Origin of the sequence: Williamsia sp. (assembly GCF_036566845.1) — a bacterium.
In the GTDB taxonomy this organism is placed as follows: Bacteria; Actinomycetota; Actinomycetes; order Mycobacteriales; family Mycobacteriaceae; genus Williamsia.
Genome location: NZ_DATCVM010000289.1, coordinates 1 through 23,816 on the forward strand (window position 1 = coordinate 1; position 23,816 = coordinate 23,816).

At 65.2% G+C, this 23,816-nt stretch carries 22 protein-coding genes, 1 pseudogene and 1 riboswitch; of the genes and pseudogenes, 8 read left to right on the forward strand and 15 right to left on the reverse strand.

What is annotated here, in order from left to right; all coding sequences use genetic code 11:
* The coding region (locus VIQ49_RS28605; RefSeq protein ID WP_331890514.1) for an alpha/beta hydrolase at nucleotides 1-811 on the forward strand (811 nt) is incomplete at its 5' end.
* A gap of 11 nt (nucleotides 812-822) precedes the next feature.
* Here VIQ49_RS28605 and VIQ49_RS28610 read toward each other — a convergent pair.
* Nucleotides 823-1,188 carry an Rv2175c family DNA-binding protein gene (locus VIQ49_RS28610; protein WP_331890516.1) on the reverse strand — a complete coding sequence of 122 codons (366 nt, stop codon included), beginning with the start codon at nucleotides 1,186-1,188 and terminating at the stop codon, nucleotides 823-825.
* Between the two features lie 160 nt (nucleotides 1,189-1,348).
* Between VIQ49_RS28610 and pknB the strand changes: the two genes are divergently transcribed.
* Complete coding sequence (pknB, locus tag VIQ49_RS28615; protein ID WP_331890518.1) at nucleotides 1,349-3,598, forward strand: Stk1 family PASTA domain-containing Ser/Thr kinase; 2,250 nt, start codon at nucleotides 1,349-1,351, stop codon at nucleotides 3,596-3,598.
* Between the two features lie 48 nt (nucleotides 3,599-3,646).
* On the opposite strand, the gene VIQ49_RS28620 is transcribed toward pknB, so the two are convergent.
* The 12 genes and pseudogenes from VIQ49_RS28620 to VIQ49_RS28675 form a co-directional block, all read right to left on the reverse strand.
* Complete coding sequence (locus VIQ49_RS28620; protein ID WP_331890520.1) at nucleotides 3,647-5,047, reverse strand: class II 3-deoxy-7-phosphoheptulonate synthase; 1,401 nt, start codon at nucleotides 5,045-5,047, stop codon at nucleotides 3,647-3,649.
* Between the two features lie 43 nt (nucleotides 5,048-5,090).
* Nucleotides 5,091-5,585: a polyadenylate-specific 3'-exoribonuclease AS gene (locus VIQ49_RS28625; protein WP_331890521.1), complete on the reverse strand. Its 495-nt coding sequence runs from the start codon at nucleotides 5,583-5,585 to the stop codon at nucleotides 5,091-5,093.
* Between the two features lie 8 nt (nucleotides 5,586-5,593).
* Nucleotides 5,594-6,301 (reverse strand): lysophospholipid acyltransferase family protein, encoded by a 708-nt coding sequence (locus VIQ49_RS28630; protein WP_331890523.1) that lies wholly within the window; start codon nucleotides 6,299-6,301, stop codon nucleotides 5,594-5,596.
* Nucleotides 6,302-6,370: 69 nt separating this feature from the next.
* A complete protein-coding gene (locus VIQ49_RS28635) occupies nucleotides 6,371-7,360 on the reverse strand; it encodes an ROK family protein (protein WP_331890600.1) in 990 nt (329 codons plus the stop codon).
* Between the two features lie 26 nt (nucleotides 7,361-7,386).
* Nucleotides 7,387-7,839 (reverse strand): hypothetical protein, encoded by a 453-nt coding sequence (locus VIQ49_RS28640; RefSeq protein ID WP_331890525.1) that lies wholly within the window; start codon nucleotides 7,837-7,839, stop codon nucleotides 7,387-7,389.
* A 70-nt stretch (nucleotides 7,840-7,909) separates the two neighbouring features.
* Complete coding sequence (locus tag VIQ49_RS28645) at nucleotides 7,910-9,160, reverse strand: ArsA family ATPase (RefSeq protein WP_331890602.1); 1,251 nt, start codon at nucleotides 9,158-9,160, stop codon at nucleotides 7,910-7,912.
* On the reverse strand, nucleotides 9,157-9,594 hold the full coding sequence (locus VIQ49_RS28650; protein WP_331890527.1) for an SRPBCC family protein: 438 nt from the start codon (nucleotides 9,592-9,594) through the stop codon (nucleotides 9,157-9,159). Before VIQ49_RS28650 ends, VIQ49_RS28645 begins: the two co-directional genes overlap by 4 nt.
* A 128-nt stretch (nucleotides 9,595-9,722) precedes the next feature.
* Nucleotides 9,723-10,115, reverse strand: a pseudogene (locus VIQ49_RS28655) (SRPBCC family protein); the annotation flags it as partial.
* A 70-nt stretch (nucleotides 10,116-10,185) separates the two neighbouring features.
* Nucleotides 10,186-11,310, reverse strand: a complete 1,125-nt coding sequence (locus tag VIQ49_RS28660; RefSeq protein ID WP_331890529.1) for a glycosyltransferase family 4 protein — start codon at nucleotides 11,308-11,310, stop codon at nucleotides 10,186-10,188.
* A 4-nt stretch (nucleotides 11,311-11,314) separates the two neighbouring features.
* On the reverse strand, nucleotides 11,315-12,715 hold the full coding sequence (locus tag VIQ49_RS28665; protein ID WP_331890531.1) for a hypothetical protein: 1,401 nt from the start codon (nucleotides 12,713-12,715) through the stop codon (nucleotides 11,315-11,317).
* A gap of 124 nt (nucleotides 12,716-12,839) precedes the next feature.
* Nucleotides 12,840-13,856 (reverse strand): C40 family peptidase, encoded by a 1,017-nt coding sequence (locus VIQ49_RS28670; protein ID WP_414731738.1) that lies wholly within the window; start codon nucleotides 13,854-13,856, stop codon nucleotides 12,840-12,842.
* A gap of 252 nt (nucleotides 13,857-14,108) precedes the next feature.
* A complete protein-coding gene (locus VIQ49_RS28675) occupies nucleotides 14,109-14,693 on the reverse strand; it encodes a C40 family peptidase (RefSeq protein WP_331890535.1) in 585 nt (194 codons plus the stop codon).
* A gap of 15 nt (nucleotides 14,694-14,708) precedes the next feature.
* Nucleotides 14,709-14,891, reverse strand: a riboswitch (cyclic di-AMP (ydaO/yuaA leader).
* 561 nt (nucleotides 14,892-15,452) lie between these two features.
* Between VIQ49_RS28675 and VIQ49_RS28680 the strand changes: the two genes are divergently transcribed.
* A complete protein-coding gene (locus tag VIQ49_RS28680) occupies nucleotides 15,453-17,240 on the forward strand; it encodes a DEDD exonuclease domain-containing protein (protein ID WP_414731737.1) in 1,788 nt (595 codons plus the stop codon).
* Nucleotides 17,241-17,244: 4 nt separating this feature from the next.
* Nucleotides 17,245-17,520 carry an Lrp/AsnC ligand binding domain-containing protein gene (locus VIQ49_RS28685; RefSeq protein ID WP_331890539.1) on the forward strand — a complete coding sequence of 92 codons (276 nt, stop codon included), beginning with the start codon at nucleotides 17,245-17,247 and terminating at the stop codon, nucleotides 17,518-17,520.
* A gap of 17 nt (nucleotides 17,521-17,537) precedes the next feature.
* On the opposite strand, the gene trpD is transcribed toward VIQ49_RS28685, so the two are convergent.
* A complete protein-coding gene (gene trpD / locus VIQ49_RS28690; protein WP_331890541.1) occupies nucleotides 17,538-18,587 on the reverse strand; it encodes an anthranilate phosphoribosyltransferase in 1,050 nt (349 codons plus the stop codon).
* A 62-nt stretch (nucleotides 18,588-18,649) separates the two neighbouring features.
* Nucleotides 18,650-19,108 (reverse strand): hypothetical protein, encoded by a 459-nt coding sequence (locus VIQ49_RS28695; RefSeq protein WP_331890542.1) that lies wholly within the window; start codon nucleotides 19,106-19,108, stop codon nucleotides 18,650-18,652.
* A 217-nt stretch (nucleotides 19,109-19,325) separates the two neighbouring features.
* On the opposite strand from VIQ49_RS28695, the gene VIQ49_RS28700 reads away from it, so the two are divergent.
* From VIQ49_RS28700 to VIQ49_RS28715, 4 genes are read left to right on the forward strand one after another with little or no spacing between them, the layout of a single operon-like run.
* Nucleotides 19,326-19,868 (forward strand): cytochrome c oxidase subunit 3, encoded by a 543-nt coding sequence (locus VIQ49_RS28700; protein ID WP_414731739.1) that lies wholly within the window; start codon nucleotides 19,326-19,328, stop codon nucleotides 19,866-19,868.
* Between the two features lie 57 nt (nucleotides 19,869-19,925).
* Complete coding sequence (locus tag VIQ49_RS28705) at nucleotides 19,926-20,849, forward strand: cytochrome c (RefSeq protein WP_331890545.1); 924 nt, start codon at nucleotides 19,926-19,928, stop codon at nucleotides 20,847-20,849.
* Nucleotides 20,846-22,018 (forward strand): ubiquinol-cytochrome c reductase iron-sulfur subunit, encoded by a 1,173-nt coding sequence (locus VIQ49_RS28710; protein ID WP_331890547.1) that lies wholly within the window; start codon nucleotides 20,846-20,848, stop codon nucleotides 22,016-22,018. Before VIQ49_RS28705 ends, VIQ49_RS28710 begins: the two co-directional genes overlap by 4 nt.
* Nucleotides 22,015-23,631 carry a cytochrome bc complex cytochrome b subunit gene (locus VIQ49_RS28715; protein ID WP_331890549.1) on the forward strand — a complete coding sequence of 539 codons (1,617 nt, stop codon included), beginning with the start codon at nucleotides 22,015-22,017 and terminating at the stop codon, nucleotides 23,629-23,631. The genes VIQ49_RS28710 and VIQ49_RS28715 overlap by 4 nt, the downstream gene beginning before the upstream one ends.
* The last annotated feature ends 185 nt before the right edge of the window (nucleotides 23,632-23,816 follow it).

A 23,816-nucleotide genomic window follows, 5' to 3' on the forward strand; every position in this document is an offset into this window, starting at 1 on the left:
CCGCGCCCGCCGAGCCGAGCAGTCTCCGGCCACCGATCCCCACGCAGTCACCATCACGGCCGAGGCGCACGGGCGGGCCGTCCCGGTCCGCGTACTCATTCCTCGTGACACGGAACCGGAGGGCGTCTATCTCGACATCCACGGGGGCGGGTTCTACATGGATTCGGCGGACCGCGGAGATACCCGCAACCGTGCGCTCGCCGACTCCCTCAGTGTGGTTGTCGTGAGCGTCGACTACCGTCTGGCACCCGAATGCCCATGGCCTGCAGCACCGGACGACTGCGAAACAGCTGCGTTGTGGTTGCTCGATCACGCCGCGGAGCGATTCGGCACGACCCGGATGGTGATAGGTGGCGCGTCTGCCGGGGCCACCCTGGCGATGACGACGCTGCTGCGTCTACGCGACCGAGGAATCGGCGATGGATTCTGCGGCGCCGCACTCCAATTCGGCACCTACGACCTCAGTTCCGCCACACCCGCCGGCCGCCTCATCGCCGACGAGTACTTTCTCCGGGCCTACATCGGTCACGTCGACGACACGACCGTCGGGGACATCTCCCCCGTCTTCGCCGACCTCCGCGATCTGCCACACGCCCTGATGGTGGTCGGTGACAAGGACATTCTGCTCGAGGACAATCTGGCGATGACGGCCCGGCTGTGCGCTGCAGGCAACGACGTCGACCTCCGGATCTACCCGGAATCGCCCCACGGCTTCGCCGCTCACCCCACCGCCATCGCAGCAGGCGCACGCCGCGACATCGAATCCTGGATTGCGGAGCGCATCGCAGATCGGCCGGACCGGCGACGGTAGCGAGCGCTACGTCAGAAAGCCTCGGCCTGCGCGCGGCGGATCATCTCGCGGGCCTGATGGCCGTGGAGTGCCGCCGCGGGCGTGATGCCCAGGTCTTCCTGCTCGGTGAACATCCAGCGCATGATCTCGTCGCGGTTGAAGCCGCCGTCGAGCAGGACCTTGATCAGGCCATTGAGGTGCTTGACGATGTCGGAGCCGTCGAAGAACAACTCCGGGATCGCGACCTGTCCGTCGCGGCGCACCGCGAGCAGATTGTGGTCGGTGATCAAGTTGAGGACTTTGCTGTTCGAGAAGCCCATTCGAGAGGAAACCTGAGAGACCGACAGGACGTCGACGTCAGCTGGAAGAGTGTCTGGGGAAAGCGGTACGGAACCCACGGTCAAGAGGGTACCGAGCCGGTGGTCAAACCGTCGAATCACTCACCTGAGCAGGTCCGTGCGACCGCGTCGTGATCGATTCTCGATCCCGCATCGCTAATGTGGACTCGGTTCGGCCTCCCCACCGACCTTCACAACTTCGCAGAAAGGCTTCGACACGGTGAACGCTCCCTCCGACGTGCTCTTGGGTGCGCTCCTGGAGCGCAGGTACCGCATCGATGCGCTCATCGCCCGTGGCGGCATGTCCAGCGTCTATCTCGGTATGGACCTTCGTCTTGACCGGCCGGTGGCGGTCAAGGTCATGGACCCGCGGTTCTCGGCCGACCCACAGTTCCTGGCCCGACTCGAGTTCGAGGCCCGCTCGGTGGCCCGGCTCAAGGACCCCGGCCTGGTACCGGTGTACGACCAGGGCGCCGACGGCGACTACGCGTTCCTGGTGATGGAACTCGTCGAAGGCGGCACGCTCCGGGAGTTGCTGCGCGAACGCGGACCGATGCCACCACACGCCGTGACCGCGGTGACCGCGCCCGTCCTCGGTGCGCTGGGTGCGGCCCACCGGGCCGGCCTGGTCCATCGCGACGTCAAACCCGAGAACGTCCTGATCTCCGATGAGGGCGAAGTCAAGGTTGTCGACTTCGGACTGGTCCGGGCGATCGCCGCAGCAGGCATCACGTCCAACAGCGTCATCCTCGGAACCGCGGCCTACCTCTCCCCCGAACAGGTGGAGACGGCATCGGCCGACGCCCGTTCCGATGTCTATTCGACCGGCATCCTCGTCTTCGAAATGCTCACCGGTCAAACACCGTTCAGCGGCGACACCGCCCTGGGTCTGGCGTACCAGCGACTCAAGAACGACGTGCCCGCACCGGGTTCACTCATCGCCGGTGTCCCGCCGGAGTTCGACGAGTTCGTGCTGACCGCCACCGCCCGAGACCCGCGCGGCCGTTACCGCGACGGCATTCACATGCGCGAGCACCTCGAACAGATGGCCGCCGATCTGGAACTGCCGTCGTTCACCGTGCCGGCTCCGGCCCGATCGGCCGAACGCGACACGATGGTCGCCTTCCGGGACCGAAAGATGTCACCGGCCGCAGATCCCGACATGACCGACCCGATCCGGGCCGCGGCCCCAGCGCCACCACCACCGCCTGCCGGCCGCAATCCCACCCGCGTCCAGACGTTGCCTCCGGACACCCGGGGCCCGGCCGAGGCACCTCCGGGTCGCCCGCCGGCCGACCACGGACATCCGCCGGTTCCGGCTGGGCCACCGGGCCCGCAGCCGACATCGCAGGTGCTGTCCTCGCAGGCTGCGCAATACGAGGAACGCCGGCGTAAATCCCGTCGCACGGCCCTCATCTGGGTCCTCGTCGTGGTGTTGATCGCCGTGCTGGTCGGTGTCGGCGGCTGGTGGCTGGGTTCGGGCCGGTTCACCACGGTCCCCGACACCAGCGGCATGGACAGGGTTGCCGCGACCGCCGCGATCGAGGACGCCGGGCTCGATGTCGTGGACGACCCCACGTTCCACAACGAGATACCGGTCGACGAGGTGATGTCGGTCGAACCGGCCCCGGGTACCCGAGTCAGCCGGTTTTCGGATGTGACACTGGCCTATTCGGTAGGCCAGCCGAAGGTCCCGGAGATCGGTTCCGGGACGGCTCTGCCGGCGGCGGAGAAAGTTCTCAAGGAATACACCCTCGTACCCGAGGTGACCCGGCAGCAGTACAGCGCGACCGCACCGAAGGGCACGGTGGTGTCACTGACGCCCAATTCGGGTACGACCGTCCCGGTCGGCAGTTCAGTCCAGATCACCACAAGCCGTGGGCCCGAACCTGTTTCGGTGCCCGACGTGGCCGGGCGGGATCAGGCCGAGGCCACCGAGCTCATCAAGTCCGCCAAACTCAAACCCGGTACGGTGACCACCCGGTTCAGCCCGGACATCGACGGCGGAGACGTGATCGGTACCGAACCGGCCTCCGGGCAGCTCGCGGAACCCGGCAGCACGGTGACCCTGGTCGTCTCCGATGCCATCACGGTGCCGGACCTGTCGGGACAATCGCCCGCCGATGCGCGCCGCACCCTGCAGGACGCCGGTCTGATCGCCGAGGACGGCGGAACGTCCACCGACGGAAAAGCCAAGGCCGGCACCATCACCACCGCCAGCCCGACGTTCGGGGCCCGCGTCGATCCACGCAATCCGGTGGTCACGATCTTCGTGTCGGACGCCGTGTCGGTACCCGACGTCACCGGCGACACCGTCGGGACCGCCAAGAAGAAGCTCTCCGACGCCGGACTCGAAGTGAACAGCCGAGGTCTGACCGGTGCGAACATCTCGATCGTGGTGACGCAGAGCCCAGACGGTGGATCCCGCGTCAAGACAGGCTCCACCGTCGACATCACGTCCATTCCCTGAGCGACGCGAACTGAAAGCGCCTGAGCGACGCGACCGGGCCGGGCGGGGTCAGCCCCGCAGCATCTCCGCGACCAGGAACGCCAACTCGAGTGACTGCTGGGTGTTGAGCCTCGGGTCGCACGCGGTTTCGTAGCGTCCGGCCAGATCCAGATCGGAGATGTCCTGTGCGCCACCGAGGCATTCGGTGACGTCTTCACCGGTCAACTCGATGTGGATCCCGCCGGGGTGGGTCCCCAGCGCGTGATGGACCTCGAAGAATCCCTGGACCTCGTCGACGATGCGGTCGAAGTGGCGGGTCTTGTAGCCGGTGCTGGCCTCGTGGGTGTTGCCGTGCATCGGATCGCACTGCCAGATCACCTTGTGACCGGTGGCCTCGACGGCGGCGACGATCGCGGGCAGCACCTCACGCACCTTGGAGTTGCCCATCCGCGCGACCAGCGTCAGACGCCCCGGCACGTTGCGCGGGTCGAGACGCTCTACGTATTCGACGGCCAGTTCCGGCGTGGTACCCGGCCCGATCTTCACACCGATCGGATTCGAGAGGAGTTCGGCGAAGGCGATGTGCGCGCCATCGAGCTGGCGGGTGCGCTCCCCGATCCAGAGGAAGTGGGCTGACAGGTCGTAGAGCAGCTTGCCGCCTTCCGGATCCTCCGGATCGTCGGACAGACGCAGCAGCGCGCGTTCGTAGTCCAGCACCAGAGCCTCGTGCGAGGCGTAGATGTTCGCCGATTCGAGATTCGAATCGCGGACGCCACAGGCATCCATGAACTTCAGGCCACGGTCGATCTCCGAGGCCAGGGCCTCGTAGCGGGCACCGGCCGGCGAGGTCCGCACGAACTCCCGGTTCCAGTCGTGTACCCGGTGCAGGTCTGCGTGGCCGGCGCCGGACAGCGCCCGCACCAGGTTCATCGCCGCACTGGCGTTCGCGTATGCGCGGACCAGCCGGGAGGCGTCGTGTTCCCGCACCGCCTGATCGGGCGGGAAGCCGTTGACCATGTCTCCGCGGTACGACGGCAGGCCCAGAGCATCGGTGTCGGACGAACGGGGCTTGGCGTACTGGCCGGCGATGCGCGCGACTTTGACCACCGGCAGGCTGGCGCCGTAGGTGAGCACCACGGCCATCTGCAGCAGCGTGCGGATGTTGCCCTTGATGTGCGGTTCGGTGTTGTCGGCGAACGTCTCGGCGCAGTCACCGCCCTGCAGCAGGAACGCGCGCCCGAGAGCGACCTCCGCGAGCTGCGACTTGAGCTCCTCGACCTCGTTCGGGAGGCAGATCGGCGGCACGCTCTCCAGGACCGTCCGCATGGCGCGGGCCTTGTCCTCGGGCCAACTCGGTTGCTGCAACGCCGGTTTGCTGATCGCCTCGGCAAAGCGCTCGGCCAGCTCGCCGGGCAACGGCGGCAGTTCGGGAAGTTCGTTCAGAGGAACATCTACGGTCCAGTTCACCACCCCAACAGCCTAGTGCCCCGCCCGGTGGGGACAAAAGGCGCGGTCACGCCCGCCGAGAACCCAGCGAGGCCTCGATGGCCAGCCACTTGTTGAGGTTGTGCCGGGCGTCGGCGAGCGCATCGTGCGCATCCTTCGGGGCGGCGGGCAGTTCCGGGCTGCCGCTGCGCTCCCAGTGCTGCTTGAGCTCACGGGTATACCGTGGCATCTCTCGTGGCAGAGCGGTCATCGGCCCCCAAAGCTGGCAGAGCACCACGTGGTCGTAGGCGCCGACCCAGGCCCACAGCTCGATGGTGCCGTCACCCTCGTTCAAGAACTCGAGGAGATCGGCTTTGATCCGGCTCCGGCCCCGCCAGGCCTTCGACGACGGAGAAGGCAGCTTGGGAAGCACATTCGCCCGGACCCAGGGTCCCGCCTTGTCCGGATTGAACTCGGTGGACACCGCATAGAACTCGCGGCCGTCCTCGGCCGCCATGCCGATCGACACCAGGTCGATGGTGTGGCCGTCCTCGATGAACTCGCAGTCGTAGAAGTAACGCAACGCCGGGCTCAGGCGGCCGGAGAGGTGGAGGCGGGCGGCACGGCCGGTTTGTCCTTGAGGGAGGCGGCGTACACGTCGACGTACTGCTGTCCCCCCAGGCGCATGAGTTCGTACATGATCTCGTCGGTGACGGCCCGCTCGATGAAGCGGTTGCCCTCCATGCCCTCGTACCGGCTGAAGTCGAGCGGCTTGCCGATCTTCACCGTGATCCGCCCCAGGCGGGGAATAGTGGTGCCGGGCGGGTTCAGGTCGCTGGTGCCGACCATCGCAACCGGGATCACCGGGACACCACACTCCATCGCGATCCGCGCCAGGCCCGTCTTGCCCTTGTACAGGCGGCCATCGGGCGAGCGGGTGCCCTCCGGGTACATCGCCATCAGGTCACCGGTGTCGAGTTTGCGCCTGGCCGCGGACAGGGCACCGGCAGCCGCATCGGCCCCGGTGCGATCGATCGGGATCTGGCTCGACGCGCTGAAGAACCAACGCTGAAACGCGCCCTTGGCCCCGGTTCCGGTGAAGTATTCGCTCTTGGCCAAGAAGTACATCCGGCGCGGCACCATCAACGGGAGGTAGAAACTGTCGACAACGGCCAGATGGTTACTCGCCAGGATGGCCGGCCCCTTTGCCGGAATATTCTCCAGTCCTTCAACTTTCGGCCGACCGATGAGCCGAAGGAACGGTCCCATCAGGATGTATTTGAAGACCCAGTACCACATGTCTTCCCACTCTCTGACGAGCCACGAACGTCCCGCCGCAGTTACCGAACCGAATTACGAATGCAAACTTTACCCACCCGGGCGCGGCGGCGTCATCGCCAAGGTCTCGCTGCGCGCCACCTGCGCGGCACCGATCATCCCGGCGGCCTCACCGAGCTGTGTACCGCGGATGCGCGCCATCCGCCTGTGCCCGGCGCCGGTGAGCAGAGCCGAGTAATGCTCGCGCGCCTCGTCGAGGTACAGCCCGGCCGACGATCCCACACCACCGGCGATCACCACCAGATCGGGATCGAAGACATCGCCGACCATGGCCAGTCCCAACCCAAGCCAGCGCGCGAAATCCGCAAACGCGGCCAGTGCTAGCGCGTCACCGTCATGCGCCGCGGCGGCGATCCGGCGGCCGGTGAGGGAACCCGGATCTTCCATGATCTCGTGGGTGAGCTGGCTGTTCCAGTCACCGCTGTCGGCAATCATCTCGACCACCGTGTCAACCAAAGCGGTACCGCTGCAATATCTTTCCCAGCATCCGTATTTGCCACACGAACAAGGCCGGCCGTCGGGCATCACACGTAGATGCCCGAGTTCGGGTGCCACGCCGAAGCTGCCGCGATAGACCTCGCCGTCGATCAGGAATCCGGCACCGATACCGGTACCGATCGTGACGACCACGGTGTTGCGGCCCCGGCCCGCACCGAAGTGATATTCGGCCACCGCCGCGGCGTTGGCGTCGTGCTCGAGGAAGACGGGCAACCCGATCCTCTTGCTCATGTCTTCGGCGACGCGCGCCTCACGCCACGGAAGATGTGGCGAGAAGCGAATCGTCTGACGGTCTGCGGTGAGGAAACCGGCCACCGCCAGTCCCACCGCCATCACATCCCACCGGCCGGTGAGTTCGGCCACGGCGCGATCGAGTCCGGATTCCAGGGCCGCTTCGGTCCCCGGAGTCGGTGCGCGAACGGTGTCATGCACCTGTCCCTGTTCGTCGACCACGGCAGCCCGGATACTCGTACCGCCGATGTCGATGCCGATCGCGAGTCCCCCGCCGACAGCACCGCCCATCCGGATGGGGCCGGTCGCCCCGGCGCTCACACGCTGCCCGCCGGCGGACCGTCCGGGGATTCGAAGTGCACGGTGATCGGCTCGTACGCGTGCCCACGCCCGCCGACTCCCTCACTTCTGCGGCCTCCGCCGCTCGATGAGGTCGCCGCGGCTCCGGGAGTTCCGCCCATCACGTGCTCCAGCGCCTGTTGGATCGCCTCCAGAATCGCGATCAGCTGACCGAGCATCTGCCAGATCAGATCTCCGGCTTCCTCGATGATGAACTCCAGCGTGGACCGGAACTGGGCCGAGAAATCGCCCGACGACGCTGCCGTTCCCCCACCTGATGTCCCTCGGCCGCGGGCACCGGACTCGTCGCCGAGCAGACCCCCAGCGAGGAGATCCACCTTCTCGAGAATGCCGATGAGCAGAGCCCGCCACGCGTCCGCATCGCCCCCTGATCCGGATCCACCTGCCGGGCCGTCGTGATGTTGGTCCACTCGGCCCTTCTCTCGATCGGAAGTGACTCATCGGTCACGAACTTCTGCGGTGCCCGCCATTCTTACGCATCTACGACTGACTCGGCCACAGTTCGGGGTCCGGCCGGAACCGCACGGTCATGAAACCATCATCCCAGCGGGCACCGGTAACCACGCACCGGCGCAGCACCGACGGTAACCTGACCCGCTTGCGGACACCGCTCACGGTGACCATCAGATCGTCCCCGCTGCGGCCCAGCTTGAGGCCGGACGGATCGGGCAACGACTGCCGCCACCTCATCCGGTAGACGGAATCGACACCGCTGCCCGACTCCCGAGCCACCTCGGCCGCGCCCGGACCGACAGGGCCGATCGGCCTCGAATCGAGCCGCACACCCATCTCGCGCATCCGGAGCACCGAATCGATGGGATCGGAAAGCCAAGGCAGGCAGATCAATTCGGCCTCCCCGCCGATCTCTCGCAGCTGCTCGACACAGAGACGCTGATCTGCGATTCTGCGGGCATACCACTGCGACGTCACGTCCACGTCCACACTGACATCCGGCAGCATCCGATTGACCAGAACCGAGGTCAACGGCAAACCCATCACCTGCAGCACAGCCTGATACCGGCGCGCGGCCAGCACGCCGTGATCATCGGCCCCGACCACCAGATGCGCACTCACACCCGACGAATCGAACAACAGGTCGTCGATGTCGGAACAGTCCCGGATCAGGGCATCGAGCACCGCGACCACACGTGCGATCCGGGTGTTGTCCGTCGCCGCACCCAGCCTGCGATGTCGGGGCCACAGCCGCTCGATGGTGTCGGCCACCATCTGAGGGATCCGGAACAACTCGAAGGGATCGACCGCACCGGAGGTGTCGACCACCACCTGCGACCACTTTCCCGACGCCGCTTCGTCGCGGATACGCCGCAGCGCCAGAAGCGATTCCACCCCGGGCATCCCGAGGATCTCCTCCGGATCCAGCCCGGCGAGCACGTCGTCGGAACCCGGTATGGCGGCCCCGGTCAACGCACCGGCAGCAAGAGCCGACCGGACCGTACTCCAGGTGTCGGCCAGCATCTCGAGGGTGTCGAGTTCCAGGAGATCAACCTGCTGCGACGCCGGAATCGGTTGACCCGGAACCGAGAACACCCCGAAGATCCCCGACAGGACATGAAATCTGTCCAGAGACACCACCAGCGTCTTACCGCGGCGACCCGATCCCGCCAGACGACCGGAGGATCGCCGCACACCTACCGCACCGGCGGCGGCAACCGTCGACGTTCCGGCACCACCCGGTCCCAGGACGAGGTGGATGGGCGCTAGATCGATCAGTCTTCGACCCTCTTCTTGAGTTCCTTGAGCGCAGCGTCGGTGATGGCCTTCTCGGCGCGGCGCTTGAGTTGGCCGATCATCGGAATCGCCAGATCCACGGTCAACTCGTAGGTCACCTTCGTCGATCCGGGAGCCTGCTGCACAAGCGAATACCGTCCGTGCTGCGCGGTCTGCAAATCGCTGGTGATCAGATCCCAGGTGACCGAATGCCCATCGGTGGCCCACTCATAGCTGAGCTCGTAGTTGTCCTTGAGGACACCGGCGTCCAGAACAAACCGGACGTGCTCGGCACGGCCGTCGGCACCGGCCTTCACCACCTCGACCTCACGGGCCGCCGACACCCACTGCGGGTACTGCTCGAAATCGGCGATCACCGCCATGATGACGTCGGCATCGGCGTTGATGACGATCGATTGCTCAGTGCGGTCGGTCATTTACCGGCCCTTCCCATGGGTCCAGCTCCGCCTTCGGCTCCGTGTCCATCTCCAACGGGTCCAGCTTCGCCTTCGGCTCGGTGTCCATCTCCAACGGGTCCAGCTCCGACCTCACCTGCCGGACTCACTGCCGGTCCCCCGACATGGCGTTCTCGCTCGAGCCGGTCCTTCACCTCAAATGCCATCGCCCGCCCGGCAACCCGCCGCCGGTGGTTGAGTTTGGCGACGGTGTCCATGAGTGCCCGTGGCTCCGCGGGAAGCTCGCCGGTCGGTTCCGCATGCAGAAAGTAGTGCATCACAAAACCGTCGAGAACCGGTTCGAGCCAGAGCTCACTGGTTCCGGTCAACGGGCCGGTGACACTCCAGCGGACGCCCTGTTCTGCCCGATCCTCGACAACCGACAGTTGGAGATCTGGCCACCATCGACGCCAGTTTCCGCGGTCGGCTATCACCGCAGTCGCCGTGGTGGGTGGCGCTGCGATGAATGTCTGGTCGGCAACCTGAATGCTGGTCACCGCAATAGCTTCACATATCGGCTTCGCGGACCGGCCACAAACCCTGCCTTGACCGCGGCCCGCCTGATCATTCCGGTCACAGTAGGTGCCCGAGCCTTCCGGCCATGTGCTCCCACCGCCAGCGTGAACAAACCCACTCACGCCCGGCCCGGCCCATCGATTCGCGCAGCTCCGCGCTGCCCAGGACGGTGATCAGCGCCTCGGATACCTGCGCCACCGAACGCCCGTCCACCACGAGCCCGGTCTCACCCTCCAGTACGGTCTCGGGTGCGCCTCCCGACTGCCCGGCGATCACGGGCACCCCGGTCGACGACGCCTCGAGATAGACGATGCCCAAACCCTCTACGTCCAGTCCGTGTCCCCGTGTGCGGGCCGGCATCGCGAAGACATCCGCGATGTTGTGATAGCTCGCCAGATCATCGGCTGCCACCGACCCGGTGAACAAGACGTGGTCGCTCATACCGGTCTGCGCCGCGAGTTCGCGAAGTCGCTTCGCATCAGGCCCACCGCCGACGATCACCAACCTCGCCCCGTCGATCGACGCCCGAACCTCCGGCAGCGCCCGGATCAGCATGTCCTGCCCCTTACGCGGCACCAGCCGGGACAGGCACAAGATCGTCGGCGCGTCCCCCAACCCGAGCTTTTCCCGAAACGCTTTGCGGGCAACCGGGTCCGGAGCGAACCGGTCGACATCGACACCGGGCGGGAGATGCTCCAGCGCCGCGTCGGCACCGAACGCAGCGGCGAAACGCCCTCGGGTGTACTTGCTGACGTAAGTGATCACGTCAGTGTTGCTGCCGATCATGCCCAGTGTCTGACGGGCGATCGGCAACATGGACCAGCCCACCTCGTGACCGTGCGTACTGGCGATGACCCGATGGGCGCCCGCCCGGCGGACCGCACCGGCCAAGGTCGCCAACGGTGCGGCCGCACCGAACCACACCGTGTCCACCTGGTGAGCCCGAACCAATTCCGCGGCCCGATGGGCGATCACCGGCGTCGGCAACATCAAGGTGGTCGGATGCCGGACGATCTCATAGGGTTGCCGGGCATCGAACCGGACGTGGCTGTCGCCTCGCCAACGCGGCGCATAGACGATGATGTCGTGGGCCGGAAGCCGATCGACCAGATTCTGCAGATACGACTGGATACCCCCTTGCCGGGGTGGAAAGTCGTTGGTGACCAACAGGGTCCGGTGCATCAGCTCACCGTATCTGCGCGGTGAGCCACTCGCCCCATTGCCGCACCAGTTCTTCGCGTGAGATCTTCAGAACCAACCGTGACACGGTGTCCTGCGCCGCGACCACCAACGCCGGATCCACCGGCTGGTCGGCACCGGCGAGGGCCACGTAGAAGTTCCGCAGCTTGTCTTCGCCGAACTTCTCTGCGATGAAGGCTGCAACCGACCACGACGACTGATACGACACGGCGGCATCGGGATTGCTCGGCGCGAAGTCTGCGTCGCTCGGCAGGTCCACCGGTGGCCCGGAGACGGCGATCTGCTCGGCCAGTTCCGGTGCCGCCTGCGCGAGGTCGGTGTAGGTGCCCTGGCGGCCGACATACTCGGCGACGGCCTCGGTGACCCAGACCGCGGCCTTCTCCGCGGTCGCGGTCCGGGCTGCGATGTGGAACACCTCGTGACGCAGGACCACGGCGAGGTTCGCCGAATCCAGTTGTGCTGCCTGCGGAGTGAACACGACACGCTGCCCGACGGCGACGGGTGCCGCCCCTTCCGGCCGGTCGATTCCGGTGTAGACCGTGACCGCGGCAGCAGCTCGGGCATCATCTGCACCTGCTCCGGTGATCGAGAGGAACTCGTCGTCGGTCGCGGCCGCGATCGCACCGACGCTCTGCGGCCACTTGGTTCCCCAGAACCTGCTGACGGCGGTCACCGCGGCCGGGAGCTGCCCCGCGATGCTGTCGGCGAATCCACGGTCGGTGCCGTTGCTGAGCACCAGCGACTCACCCGGACTCGTGGCGACCTGCTGGGCCGTGGGATCCGGGAACTGCCATACCTGTCCGGCTGCCGGCGGCTCGCCGAACAACGGTGCGGCTTCGGCGACGATCCGCCAGCCGTCGGAGTACCTTGCCATCACCATCGGGATGTCCACGACCACGGTTTTGGAATCGATACCCGCGTAGGCGTAGCGCAGCTGTACCGGCGCAACCCAGGAATCGACGCTTCCCGCGGCATCCAGCGTCTCCTGGATCTGCGGTGGCACCAGCCGCTCGAAGTCGCGACTGTCGGACAGGCGATATTCGAAGGTGGTCAGCGGCAGTTCCTCGACACCGGCGGCGCTGATCTCGGTCTTGGTTCGCAACGCGGCATCGGCGGACGGATCCAGCTGTGCCAGCGCGGCTCCGGCGTCGGCATCACGCAGCGCGTCGGTGTAGGCCTGCAGGGTCAGGGTGACGCCGAGCGTCCGCGCTTGCTCGTATGGATTCTCGGGCCTCTCGATGGATGCGTTGGCCGGGCCGTCCGAATCAACGGCGGAATCTCTCACGATCAAGGTGGCCACGATCGCCACCACAGCGACGATCACCACAGCGATCGCCGCGAAGACGACCCGGCGGGTCCGTGGGGCCAGAGCACCGAGAAACTTCATGCGTACCGCCGAACCCAAAATTCGCTCCACGTACCCGCGTTCGCACCAGTTGCAACAGGAGCGTACGCCGGGAGGCGGAGCGAATTCCTGGGGATGCGGGGGACCTCGACGACTATCGAGATGATCAGAACCGGCGAGCCGAGTTGAACGGGCCGCCCTTGTCGACCGGGACAACCGCCACCGGCACACCGAAGGTGGACGCGTGGATCACGTATCCGTTGCCGACGTACATGCCCACGTGGGTGGCGTCGGGGTAGTAGATGATCAGGTCGCCGGGCCGCATGTCGTCGCGGGATACCTCGGTGCCACCGGCCAATTGGGCCTGGCTCGATCGAGGCAAGGTCTTTCCGGCCTGCTTGTATGCCCAGACCATCAATCCGGAGCAGTCGAACTGGTCGGGGCCGGTGGCGCCCCAGACGTACGGATCCCCGATCCGGGTCATCGCTGCACGAACCGCGATCACCTCGGGTGCGGTGCCGACGGGCAGCAGCTTCGGGTCGAAGTCGACGCTCGCACCGGCCAGTTCGGCCAGCTGCTTGCCGGTGAGGGCCTGATACATGGCCCGGATCTCGGTTGCCTTGAAAACGCGCTCACTCTGCTGGGCCTGCAGGTCTGCGCTGGTCTTCTCCGCGGTCGCGACGGCCGCTTCGGCTTTCAACTTGGCATCCACCGCGACCGTCTTGGCCTCTTCGGCCTTGGTCTTCGCCTCGGTGAACTTCTTGACGTCCTCGACGGTCTGGCGGGAGATCATCTCCAGGCCGGACATCTGATCGAGGAGCGACTGCGGTGAATCACTGACCAGCACCGCATAGAGGCGGTTGACCCGCGCACCTTTGTAGCTGGCGGTGACGAGGGCATCGACCGCGCCCTGCAGGTCTTCGGCCTTCTTGTCGAGTGCCACGAGATTGGCTTCGGCAGCGTCGGTTTCCGTGGTCGCGGCAGCGACGGCGTCACGCTGCTTGCCCAGTTCGATCGCGGTGTTGTGGATCGCCTCGGTGGCCTGTTCGGCTTCACGACCGAGTTTCGTGTAATCGGCGAGCATCATGTCGGGACTCTGAGGAGTAGGTTCCCCACTGGCCGGGGCCCCGGCGCCGAGCGCAACGGCAAGAGTGACGACCATACCGGCCACCGCGGTCCGCATCACGGCGGCATATCCCTCACGCACCACGACTCTGACAACTCCTCGTTAACCGGTGTTCACAACCTGGTCGACGACGGTCACCCGTCGACCAGCTCCCCTGTGTACTGCAAAAGACCAACCCGGCCAGGCTACACAGCGCGGCCCGGGCAAGGGCGAATCGCACCGAAATCACCGCCGTACAGGTGGCCGGATGCCGTCGGGCGGGACCGCAACTCGCGGACCCGCCCAATGGCTTGTTCAGTTCTGTGTTGCTCAGTAGTGGCGGATGTCGACAATCGACATGCCGTTGAGAGCCATGCGCGCGACCGGCACACCTTCAGTCGAAGAGTGCACAACCTCGCCGTTGCCGACATAGATGCCGGCGTGGCCGCCGCCGTTGTAGATCACGACGTCGCCGGGCTGGGCATTCGCAGCGCTGACGCTGGTGCCTCCGCCGAGCTGGCCGTAGCTGTCACGAGGAATGGTCTGACCAGCCTGCTGGTGTGCCCAGTAGACGAGGCCGGAGCAATCGAAAGCGTCGGGGCCGGCAGCACCGTAGACGTACGGCGAACCGATCTTGCTGATTGCGGCATCTGCGGCTACCTGACCGACTGCCTTGGTGGGCGCGGGTGCGGAGGCGATGCCGGGCAGGACGTTCTGCGGCTTGAACTCATTCGGAATCTGTTCCGGGCTCACACCCGGGATGTCGAACGTTCCGACACCGGGAACCGTCACCGGTGCGGCAAAGGCAGGCGCTGCGGCGATACCCATGGTGCCGAGAGTGATCGAGCCGGCAATGAGAGCACCGCGGGCACTCTTGACGCCACGGCTTTCTTGTTTCAAACGATGTTTCGCCACGAAGCGAGGTCTCCTTGTTTCTTCCCTGTCCGCTGACCGAGTTAGCTGTCGGATTCGGGCCGGAAGATGGCCCTACCCGGTGAACCCGCAAGGTCGTCGAGACCTCAGGGTTCTGTGGGATTCACCCCGGATGCGGACTTGTGGTCGCATCAGATGGTTCCCCGGTTCACCGTGTTGGTGATTAAGCGGCGACCTCACGATTCGCTCCGGTTGGAGTGAACGCTTTCGCAAGGTCTCAGAAAGGTTACGAAACCGTGGTGGCGAATGTCTACCGGAAGGACGACAAAGCCCTACTGGCGTGTCGTGTTACACAGCCCACAATTGCTGCTGATTTCCACCCGAGAAGTGGGCCTGAGCTGGACTGATAGCTTTTTGATGATCGTCAGTGTCAGACTTCGGGAGCATCCCCGCGGCATGGAACAGCGCCACCGCTTCCGCGAGGCAAGTCTCGTCGTCAATAACGAATTCATCACAGCGAACTTCCGCGTTGTCGCTGCTCCGGACCCCTACCGGGCCCATGAAAACGGTCATCATGCAGTCGTCACACGCGACTGGACGGCCGGGGCAGGTGCTGCATTCGATGAGCAATGTGATCTCCGTCTCATTGGGTCTTCTCATCTCGATCTCAGGGTCACTCAGGGGTTACCCGGAGGCGGGATGAGCCGACTTTTGTACGTCGATCGCGACGCTAGCGACACCCCCCGACAACACATCTCGCTGCCGGGTACCCACCGGCGGCGGCCGGAAACATCCCGGGCGATGTCAGACCATCGAACTAGTGTTCCCGTTGTGATTGGTGTTGGTGAGGCCACTAGGGCGCAATTGTCGTTCGACGACCCATTTCTGACACATCCGGACGACCTACCGCTCCGCGAGACCACGTTTGTTGTCGTCGACCTCGAGACCACTGGCGGTAGCCCCACCGACGACCGGATCACCGAGATAGGTGCGGTCAAGATCCGCGGCGGCGAGGTGCTCGGCGATTTCGCGACGCTCGTCGATCCGCGCCGGGGCATCCCGCCACACATCGTCCGATTGACCGGGATCACGGAAGCGATGGTCTATCGCGCGCCGACCATCGATCAGGTACTGCCCGCATTCCTCGAATTCGCGCGGGATTCGGTGATCGTTGCGCACAACGCCCGATTCGACATCGGATTCCTCCGGGCAGCGGCCACCGATCTCGGCCACCCGTGGAATTTTCACCGAGTGCTGTGCACGGTCAAGCTCGCCCGGCGCGTGCTGACGCGCGACGAGGCGCCCACGGTGAAACTGTCGGCGCTCGCCGCACTGTTCGCCGTCCAGACCCGGCCCACCCACCGTGCACTCGACGACGCCCGCGCGACCGTGGAGGTACTGCATCGCCTGTTCGAGCGAGTGGGCAATCAGGGCATCCATACATATAGGGAACTGCGCGAGTATCTTCCCGGGATCTCCGCCGCCACCCGAAGTAAACGCACTCTTTCCGATCACCTGCCATCCGAGCCCGGCGTCTATCTCTTCCGTGGCCCGTCAGACGAGGTCCTCTATATAGGAACAGCGGTCGACCTACGGCGACGCGTGCGCAGCTATTTCACCGGCGCGGAAACCCGCACCCGCGTCCGCGAGATGGTGGAGTTGGCCACCCGCGTCGATCACGTCCAGTGCGCGCACCGCATCGAAGCCGGAGTGCGGGAATTACGGCTACTCGGCGCGCATGCCCCGCCTTACAATCGCCGATCCAAGTTTCCGCACCGCGGGTGGTGGCTCTGTCTCACCGACGAGCCGTTCCCGCGACTCAAGGTCAGCCGCGCCCCCACCCCGATCGCTCTGGGCCCCGTCCGATCGCGAGCCGTCGCATACGACATCGCCGATCTCATCTCCGATCTCTGCGAATTGCGTACCTGCCGCACCCCGCTGCGCGCGTCCGGACTACATCAGTGCGAGGTCCGATCCGACGGCCGACGAATCGTCGGCGGATGTCACGGCGCGAGTACTCACGCCGCCGACGCCCAGACCTACGCTCCGCGGGCGCGGGCGGTGGCCGACCTGTTCTCCGGGCGCAGCGACGCACCCGTACTCGCGGCACTGGATCGGCTGACCGCACTCTCCGGTGCCGAGCTGTTCGAGAACGCCGCGCGGCTACGCGACCGGCTCGATCAGCTCATCGCCCACCTCGAACGCTGTCAGCGCCTCGCGGCGCTGGCCCGTATCTCCGAACTCGTTGCCGCCGCACCCGACGGTCGCAGAGGCTGGGACCTCGCCGTCATCCGACACGGACGACTGGCCAGTGCCGGCGTCGCGGTCCGTGGTGTCCCACCGATGCCGGTGGTCGAATTGCTGGCCGCCTCCGCCGAGACCGTGATCCCCACACCCGGACCACTCTGCGGGGCCCCACCGGAGGAAACCGCCCTGATCTTTCGCTGGCTCACCACCCCGGGTATTCGAATTGTGTGCGCCACAAGCGGATTCAGCCTCCCGCGGCATGGCGCCGGGCGTTGGGCACAGTGGCGCGAACTCGTCGGTTCGGCGCATCGCACCATCACGCTCGATGCAGAACTAATCTGAAGCCATGATTACTGCGATCGTCCTGATTCAGACCGACGTCCACCAGATCCCCGAAACCGCGCAGGCGGTTGCGGACATCCCCGGTGTCACCGAGGTCTATTCGTGCGCCGGTGACGTCGACCTGATCGCAAAACTCCGGGTCCGTGATCACGCAGAGATCGCCGAAGTCGTCACCGCGGCCATCAGCAGGCTGCCCGGCGTCAAGCACACAGCCACCCACATCGCATTCAAGAGCTACTCGAGCGCCGACATCGACGCCGGCTTCTCCATCGGAGAATAGGGGGCCGTCCGGCGTCGTCAGGAATTGCTGACGCGAACCCAGTCGGCCAGCAACGCCGTGGCAGCGCCCGAATCGATCGCTGCCGCGGCCACGGCCAGGTGCTCACCCAACTGATCAACCAGATCCACATCCGGTTGCGGCCGGTATGCGGTCAGGGCAGCGGCGGCGTTGAGCAGCACGGCATCCCGAACGGGTCCGGCCTGACCGGCAAAGATCTCCCGCGCCACAGTGGCATTGTGTTCCGCATCCCCACCCTGCAGCGCCGACAGCTCGACCCGGGCCAATCCGAGGGTGGTCGGATCCAGGGTCTGCTTGCGTACCGAACCACCGAACGCCTGCCACACGGTGGATGTCGACGTGGTGGTCAGCTCGTCGAGACCGTCGTCGCCGCGGACGACCAACACCGAGTCACCGCGTTCGACGAAAGTCTGCGCCAGTACGGGGGCCAGGTCGGCAAACGCACAACCGACCAGACCGCTGGTCGGACGCGCCGGGTTGGTCAGCGGTCCGAGCACATTGAAGACGGTGGGGATGCCAATCTCCTTGCGCGGCGCGGCGGCGAAGCGCAGCGCCGGATGAAAGACCGGAGCAAAGCAGAATCCGATACCCACCTCGGTGACAGACCGCGACACACCGGCGGCATCCAGCGCGATGTTCACGCCCAGCGCCTCGAGGACGTCGGCGCCACCGCTCTTCGACGTGGCGGCCCGGTTTCCGTGTTTGACCACCGGGACGCCCGCGGCCGCGACCACCACAGAGGCCATCGTCGAGATGTTCACGGTATTGGAGCGGTCACCGCCCGTACCGACGATGTCGACACACGCCACAGAAGTGGGGACAACCGTCGAATGGCTGAGCATCGCGTCGGCCAGGCCACGCAATTCCGCGGGCACCGGACCCTTGATCTTCATCGCCACCCCGAATGCGGCGATCTGCGACGGTGTCGCGTTGTCCGACATGATCTCGTTCATCGCCCACTCGGCGCCGTCGGTGGTCAGGTCCCGGCCATCGGCCAGAACACCTAATACCTGCGGCCAGCTGCGGGCCTGCGCATCGGAGTGGGTCACGCGAAAAGACTATCTACTGCCCGACCAGAACCGTCAACGAGGTTTCCGAACCCCGCCCGCCCCTACCCCGGCTGCAGCACCTGCCAAGCAATGACGGTGCCGTCGTGACGCTGCGCCAGCCCCGCCATCCGCGACCGCTCCTGCGACACGTGCAGCGCGTCCACCAACTGCACCCGCGCGAGCGCCACGAACTCCTGTCCCGGCTCGATCTCCAGCGCGCCCGGAACATCCACCGAAACCCGTTGATAGTGGTCCTGCGCGGCCACGGCGAGAACCGCTTCGACCTCGCCACCGGGCACCGCCAGGAGATGCCGCAGCACCGCCTGGTCGTCCTGTCTCCATCGCGAAGCGGACAAGGTCGTCGATGCCGCTTCCGCGTCGTCGAAACACTCCGCGGTGATCACCAGTGAAGAATCGTCGACCGACAACTCCCCGTTGGGCTTTCGGCCACCGCCGAATCGGTCGGCGAGACGCTTCCACCGCGGGACCTCGATCGGATTTCCGTTCACATCGCGTGCCACACCACCAGCCTCTCAGGTGCCACAAAACCACACCACGGACACGCCGCGAGAAACCGTTTCAGCCCTACTACCAGCAGCGCCGCATCAGCGCAGAAAAAAATCTGGACCCAAGTGGTCAGGGCTTACTACGAACCGTCATACTTCTCTGGTGACTAGCGCTGCAGCACCCACAGGATCAGCTATCACCCAGCGCGTGCACTCGCTGAACCGGCCAAACATGGTCAGCGTGGGCACCATTGTGTGGCTTTCGAGCGAGCTGATGTTCTTTGCCGGATTGTTCGCGATGTACTTCGTGGCAAGGGCCGGAAACTACGGCAATTGGCCGATGGAGCCCACCGAGCTCAATCTGTACTTGGCGATCCCCGTGACCGCCGTACTGATTCTGTCCTCGGTGACATGTCAGCTCGGCGTCTTCGCCGCCGAGAGGGGCGACGTCTTCGGTCTTCGACGGTGGTACACCCTCACCCTGTTCATGGGCGCGTTCTTCGTTGCCGGCCAGGCGTACGAGTACTACCACCTGGTCCACGAAGGCACCACGCTCTCGTCGAGCGCCTACGGCTCTGTCTTCTACATCACGACAGGCTTCCACGGCCTACACGTGATCGGCGGTCTCATCGCCTTCGTGGTCTTGCTGATCCGCACGCGGCTCAGCAAGTTCACCCCGGCTCAGGCCACCGCCGCGATCGTCGTCTCGTATTACTGGCACTTCGTCGACATCGTCTGGATCGCACTCTTCGCGACCATCTACTTCATCCGGTAACGGCCGAAACAGTCTTTTGGCACAGGCAAAGTCAGTCCGCTAAGCAGAGAGATACAGATGAGTTCATCTCCCCCACCCACCTCACCTGGGGATTCTGAAACGGGTGCCCTGAGCGAGGGCACCGGCAACACAGCTGCCAAGAAGTCGAAGTCGCGCCGCAAGATGCGCCGTCGCGCCTCCGGCATTCTCCTGCTGTTGGCAGGACTGGTTGTCGCCGGTGGACTGGCCACTGCCATCACGCCCGAGGCGCAGGTCGCCAAGGCCGACAGTGATTCAACTGCCGCGCTGGTCCAGGATGGCCGCAAGCTCTACGAGACGTCCTGCATCACCTGCCACGGCGCCAACCTCGAAGGTGTGGCCGATCGCGGTCCGTCACTGGTGGGTGTCGGCGACGCGGCTGTGTACTTCCAGGTCTCGACCGGCCGTATGCCCGCGGTCCGCGGCGAAGCCCAGATCGAGCGCAAGCCGTCCAAATTCTCTCAGGCCCAGATCGACCAGCTCGGCGCCTACATACAGTCCGTCGGCGGCGGCCCTCAGGTTGTCTACGCCAAGGATGCGAACGGCAACGTCATCTTCAAGGACGGCTACCCAGTCGTCGAGCAGGGCGAACTGCGTGGCGAGAACATCGGCCGCGGTAGCGAGCTGTTCCGCCTGAACTGCGCGTCGTGCCACAACTTCACCGGCCGTGGAGGCGCACTGTCGTCGGGAAAGTTCGCACCCGCCCTCGACGCGCCGAGCGAGCAGGAAATCTATACCGCCATGCTCACCGGACCTCAGAACATGCCCAAGTTCTCCGACCGGCAGCTGACGGACAATGAAAAGCGCGACATCATCGGCTACGTCAAGTACGCCACCACGGCGAAGGATCCGGGCGGCTACGGACTCGGCGGCTTCGGCCCGGTGTCCGAAGGAATGTTCATGTGGTTCGTCGGCGTCGTAGCAGTTGTCGCCGGTGCGATGTGGATGGGATCACGTACATGACCGACCAGCAGAAGCCAGCTCCGACCACGGATGAGCTGGATGCCATGGACCACGCAGCGCTGGTCAAACTCGGCACCAACCTCGACGGCGTGGAGGTCATCCACCGCCGCGAGCGTTTCCCCGTGCCGGGCACCAAGGCGGAGAAGCGCGCAGAGCGCACAGTCGCGTTCTGGTTCACTCTTGCCGGCGTTTCAGCCCTCGCATGCCTGATCGTCTTCCTGTTCAACCAATGGGAATTCGTGATGCCCGATGGTGACAACTACTGGGCATACATCCTCAACACCCCGCTGATCGGCTTCACGTTCGGTCTGTCGATCCTCTCCATCGGCATCGGCGCCGTGCAGTTCACCAAGCGCTTCATCCCCGAAGAGATCTCGGTGCAGGATCGCCACGACGGCGGTTCGGCCGAGGTCGACAAGCGGACCATCGCTGCAGAGTTCTCCGATTCGCTCAACACCTCCACCCTCCCCCGCCGCAAGGCGATCAAGCGGGCCGGGCTGTTCGGCCTGGGTGCGTTTGCGCTGACCGGTGTCGTCGCGATGCTCGGCGGCATCATCAAGAACCCATGGGCACTCGGCAAGGATGCGCCGCTGTGGCACACCGGTTGGTCCCCGATCTACAACTCTCCGGAGAACCCGAACGAGACGGTCTTCCTGCGCCGCGACACCGGTAACCCGATGTCCGTCGTCCTGGTCCGTCCCGAAGACCTCGATGCCGGCGGCATGGAGACGGTGTTCCCCTGGCGCGTGTCCGATGGAACCGGCGAGACCGAAGAGTCTCGGCACAAGCTGATCGAGGGGCTGCGCTACATCAGCAACCCGGTCATGTTGATCCGTCTCCGCCCGAACGACGCCGCCAAGGCGATCAAGCGCAAGGGCCAGGAGAGCTTCAATTACGGCGACTACTTCGCGTACACCAAGGTCTGCTCGCATCTCGGCTGCCCGACCTCACTGTTCGAGCAGCAGACAAATCGCATTCTGTGCCCCTGCCACCAGTCACAGTTTGATGCCCTCGAATACGGCAAGCCGATCTTCGGCCCTGCCGCCCGTGCTCTGGCGCAGCTGCCGATCACGGTCAATGAACAGGGCTTCATGGTGGCTGCCGGCGACTTCATCGAGCCCGTCGGCCCGGCGTTCTGGGAACGCGGCAGAGGAGAGGATCGACCATGAGCAAGATCGGACAGCAGGCCGAGGCAGCAGATGCCCGGTATCACATGGCGGCCGGTATTCGCCGCCAGATCAACAAGGTCTTCCCCACCCACTGGTCGTTCCTGCTCGGTGAGATCGCTCTGTACAGCTTCATCATCTTGCTGATCTCAGGTGTGTACCTGACGTTCTTCTTCGATCCGTCGATGTCCGAGGTCATCTACAACGGTGCCTACGAACCGCTCAACGGCGTCATGATGACCAGGGCGTACGCCACCACCCTCGACATCTCCTTCGAGGTACGCGGCGGCCTCTTCGTCCGTCAGATCCACCACTGGGCAGCGCTGCTGTTCGCGGCGTCGATCATCATCCACATGGCCCGCATCTTCTTCACCGGCGCCTTCCGGCGTCCGCGTGAGGCCAACTGGGTCATCGGCTGCTTCCTGCTGGTTCTGGCGATGTTCGAGGGCTTCTTCGGATACTCACTCCCCGACGACCTCCTCTCGGGCACCGGCGTCCGCGCCGCCATGTCGGGCATCGTCTTGGGTATCCCGGTTGTCGGCACCTGGATCCACTGGGCTCTGTTCGGTGGACAGTTCCCCGGCGACATCATCATCCCGCGCCTGTATGTGCTGCACATCCTGTTGTTCCCGGGAATCATCCTGGCGCTCATCGGTGCTCACCTCGCGCTGGTCTGGTACCAGAAACACACGCAGTTCCCCGGCCCCGGCCGCACCGAGACAAATGTCGTCGGTGTCCGGATCCTCCCGGTGTTCGCCGTCAAGTCGGGCGCGTTCTTCGCGGTCACCTTCGGCATCCTGGCGATCATCGCGGGTCTGTTCCAGATCAACCCAGTATGGGTGCTCGGGCCATACAACCCGGCACACGTGTCTGCCGGCTCCCAGCCTGACATCTACATGATGTGGACCGACGGCCTGGCCCGACTCATGCCCGCATGGGAGATCTACTTCGGGAACGCCTACACGATCCCGGCCATCTTCTGGGTGGTCGTGGTGCTGACCATTGTCTTCGGGCTCATGTTCACGTATCCGTTCATCGAGAAGAAGCTGACCGGCGATCACGCTCACCACAACCTGCTGCAGCGTCCGCGTGACGTTCCGGTGCGCACCGCTGTCGGCGCGATGGCGCTGTCGTTCTACATCATTCTCACGATCTCGTGTATGAACGACATCATCGCGTACAAATTCGACATCTCGCTGAACGCGACGACGTGGATGGGTCGAATCGGCCTGATCGTCATCCCGCCGCTGGCGTACTACATCGCCTACCGCTGGGCTCTGGCACTGCAGCGCAGCGACCGGGACGTGCTCGAGCACGGCATCGAGACCGGCATCATCATGCGTCTGCCTCACGGTGAGTTCATCGAACTGCATCAGCCGCTCGGACCTGTCGACGACCACGGACATCCGGTTCCGTTGCCGTACGAGGGCGCTGCACTTCCGAAGCGCATGAACAAGCTCGGTTCCGCTGGTGCGCCGGGTACCGGTTCCCTGCTGGTCGCAGACCCGACCGAAGAGCAGACCCGGAACGTCGAGCAGGACAAGCAGGCTCATCACGAGGAGAAGGACGCGCTGCGCGAGCTCCAGCAGCGCGGCGGAGATCCCTTCGTCGACTGACACAGCCAATCAACAAGAGCCGGACCGCAATCGCGGTTCGGCTCTTGTTGTATGCACGGGCCCCTCCCCTACCCCACCGTGGGTCTCTCGCTGCGGTGCCGCCACTTTCGGCCCCTGGAGGGTTTCAGCCGTGACGCCTGTGAATATCGTCCCTGCTCGAAGACGCTCTCGCTCGAACAAGAGCA

Coding starts and splice junctions, on each gene's coding strand:
- VIQ49_RS28630 (WP_331890523.1), bottom strand. CDS start 6,301: ATGTGGTACTGGGTCTTCAAATACATCCTGATGGGACCGTTCCTTCGG.
- VIQ49_RS28635 (WP_331890600.1), bottom strand. CDS start 7,360: ATGGGCGGTGCTGTCGGCGGGGGACTCGCGATCGGCATCGACATCGGC.
- VIQ49_RS28650 (WP_331890527.1), bottom strand. CDS start 9,594: ATGACCGACCGCACTGAGCAATCGATCGTCATCAACGCCGATGCCGAC.
- VIQ49_RS28660 (WP_331890529.1), bottom strand. CDS start 11,310: ATGCACCGGACCCTGTTGGTCACCAACGACTTTCCACCCCGGCAAGGG.
- VIQ49_RS28665 (WP_331890531.1), bottom strand. CDS start 12,715: ATGAAGTTTCTCGGTGCTCTGGCCCCACGGACCCGCCGGGTCGTCTTC.
- VIQ49_RS28670 (WP_414731738.1), bottom strand. CDS start 13,856: ATGCGGACCGCGGTGGCCGGTATGGTCGTCACTCTTGCCGTTGCGCTC.
- VIQ49_RS28680 (WP_414731737.1), top strand. CDS start 15,453: ATGTCAGACCATCGAACTAGTGTTCCCGTTGTGATTGGTGTTGGTGAG.
- VIQ49_RS28685 (WP_331890539.1), top strand. CDS start 17,245: ATGATTACTGCGATCGTCCTGATTCAGACCGACGTCCACCAGATCCCC.
- VIQ49_RS28700 (WP_414731739.1), top strand. CDS start 19,326: ATGGTCAGCGTGGGCACCATTGTGTGGCTTTCGAGCGAGCTGATGTTC.
- VIQ49_RS28705 (WP_331890545.1), top strand. CDS start 19,926: ATGAGTTCATCTCCCCCACCCACCTCACCTGGGGATTCTGAAACGGGT.
- VIQ49_RS28710 (WP_331890547.1), top strand. CDS start 20,846: ATGACCGACCAGCAGAAGCCAGCTCCGACCACGGATGAGCTGGATGCC.
- VIQ49_RS28715 (WP_331890549.1), top strand. CDS start 22,015: ATGAGCAAGATCGGACAGCAGGCCGAGGCAGCAGATGCCCGGTATCAC.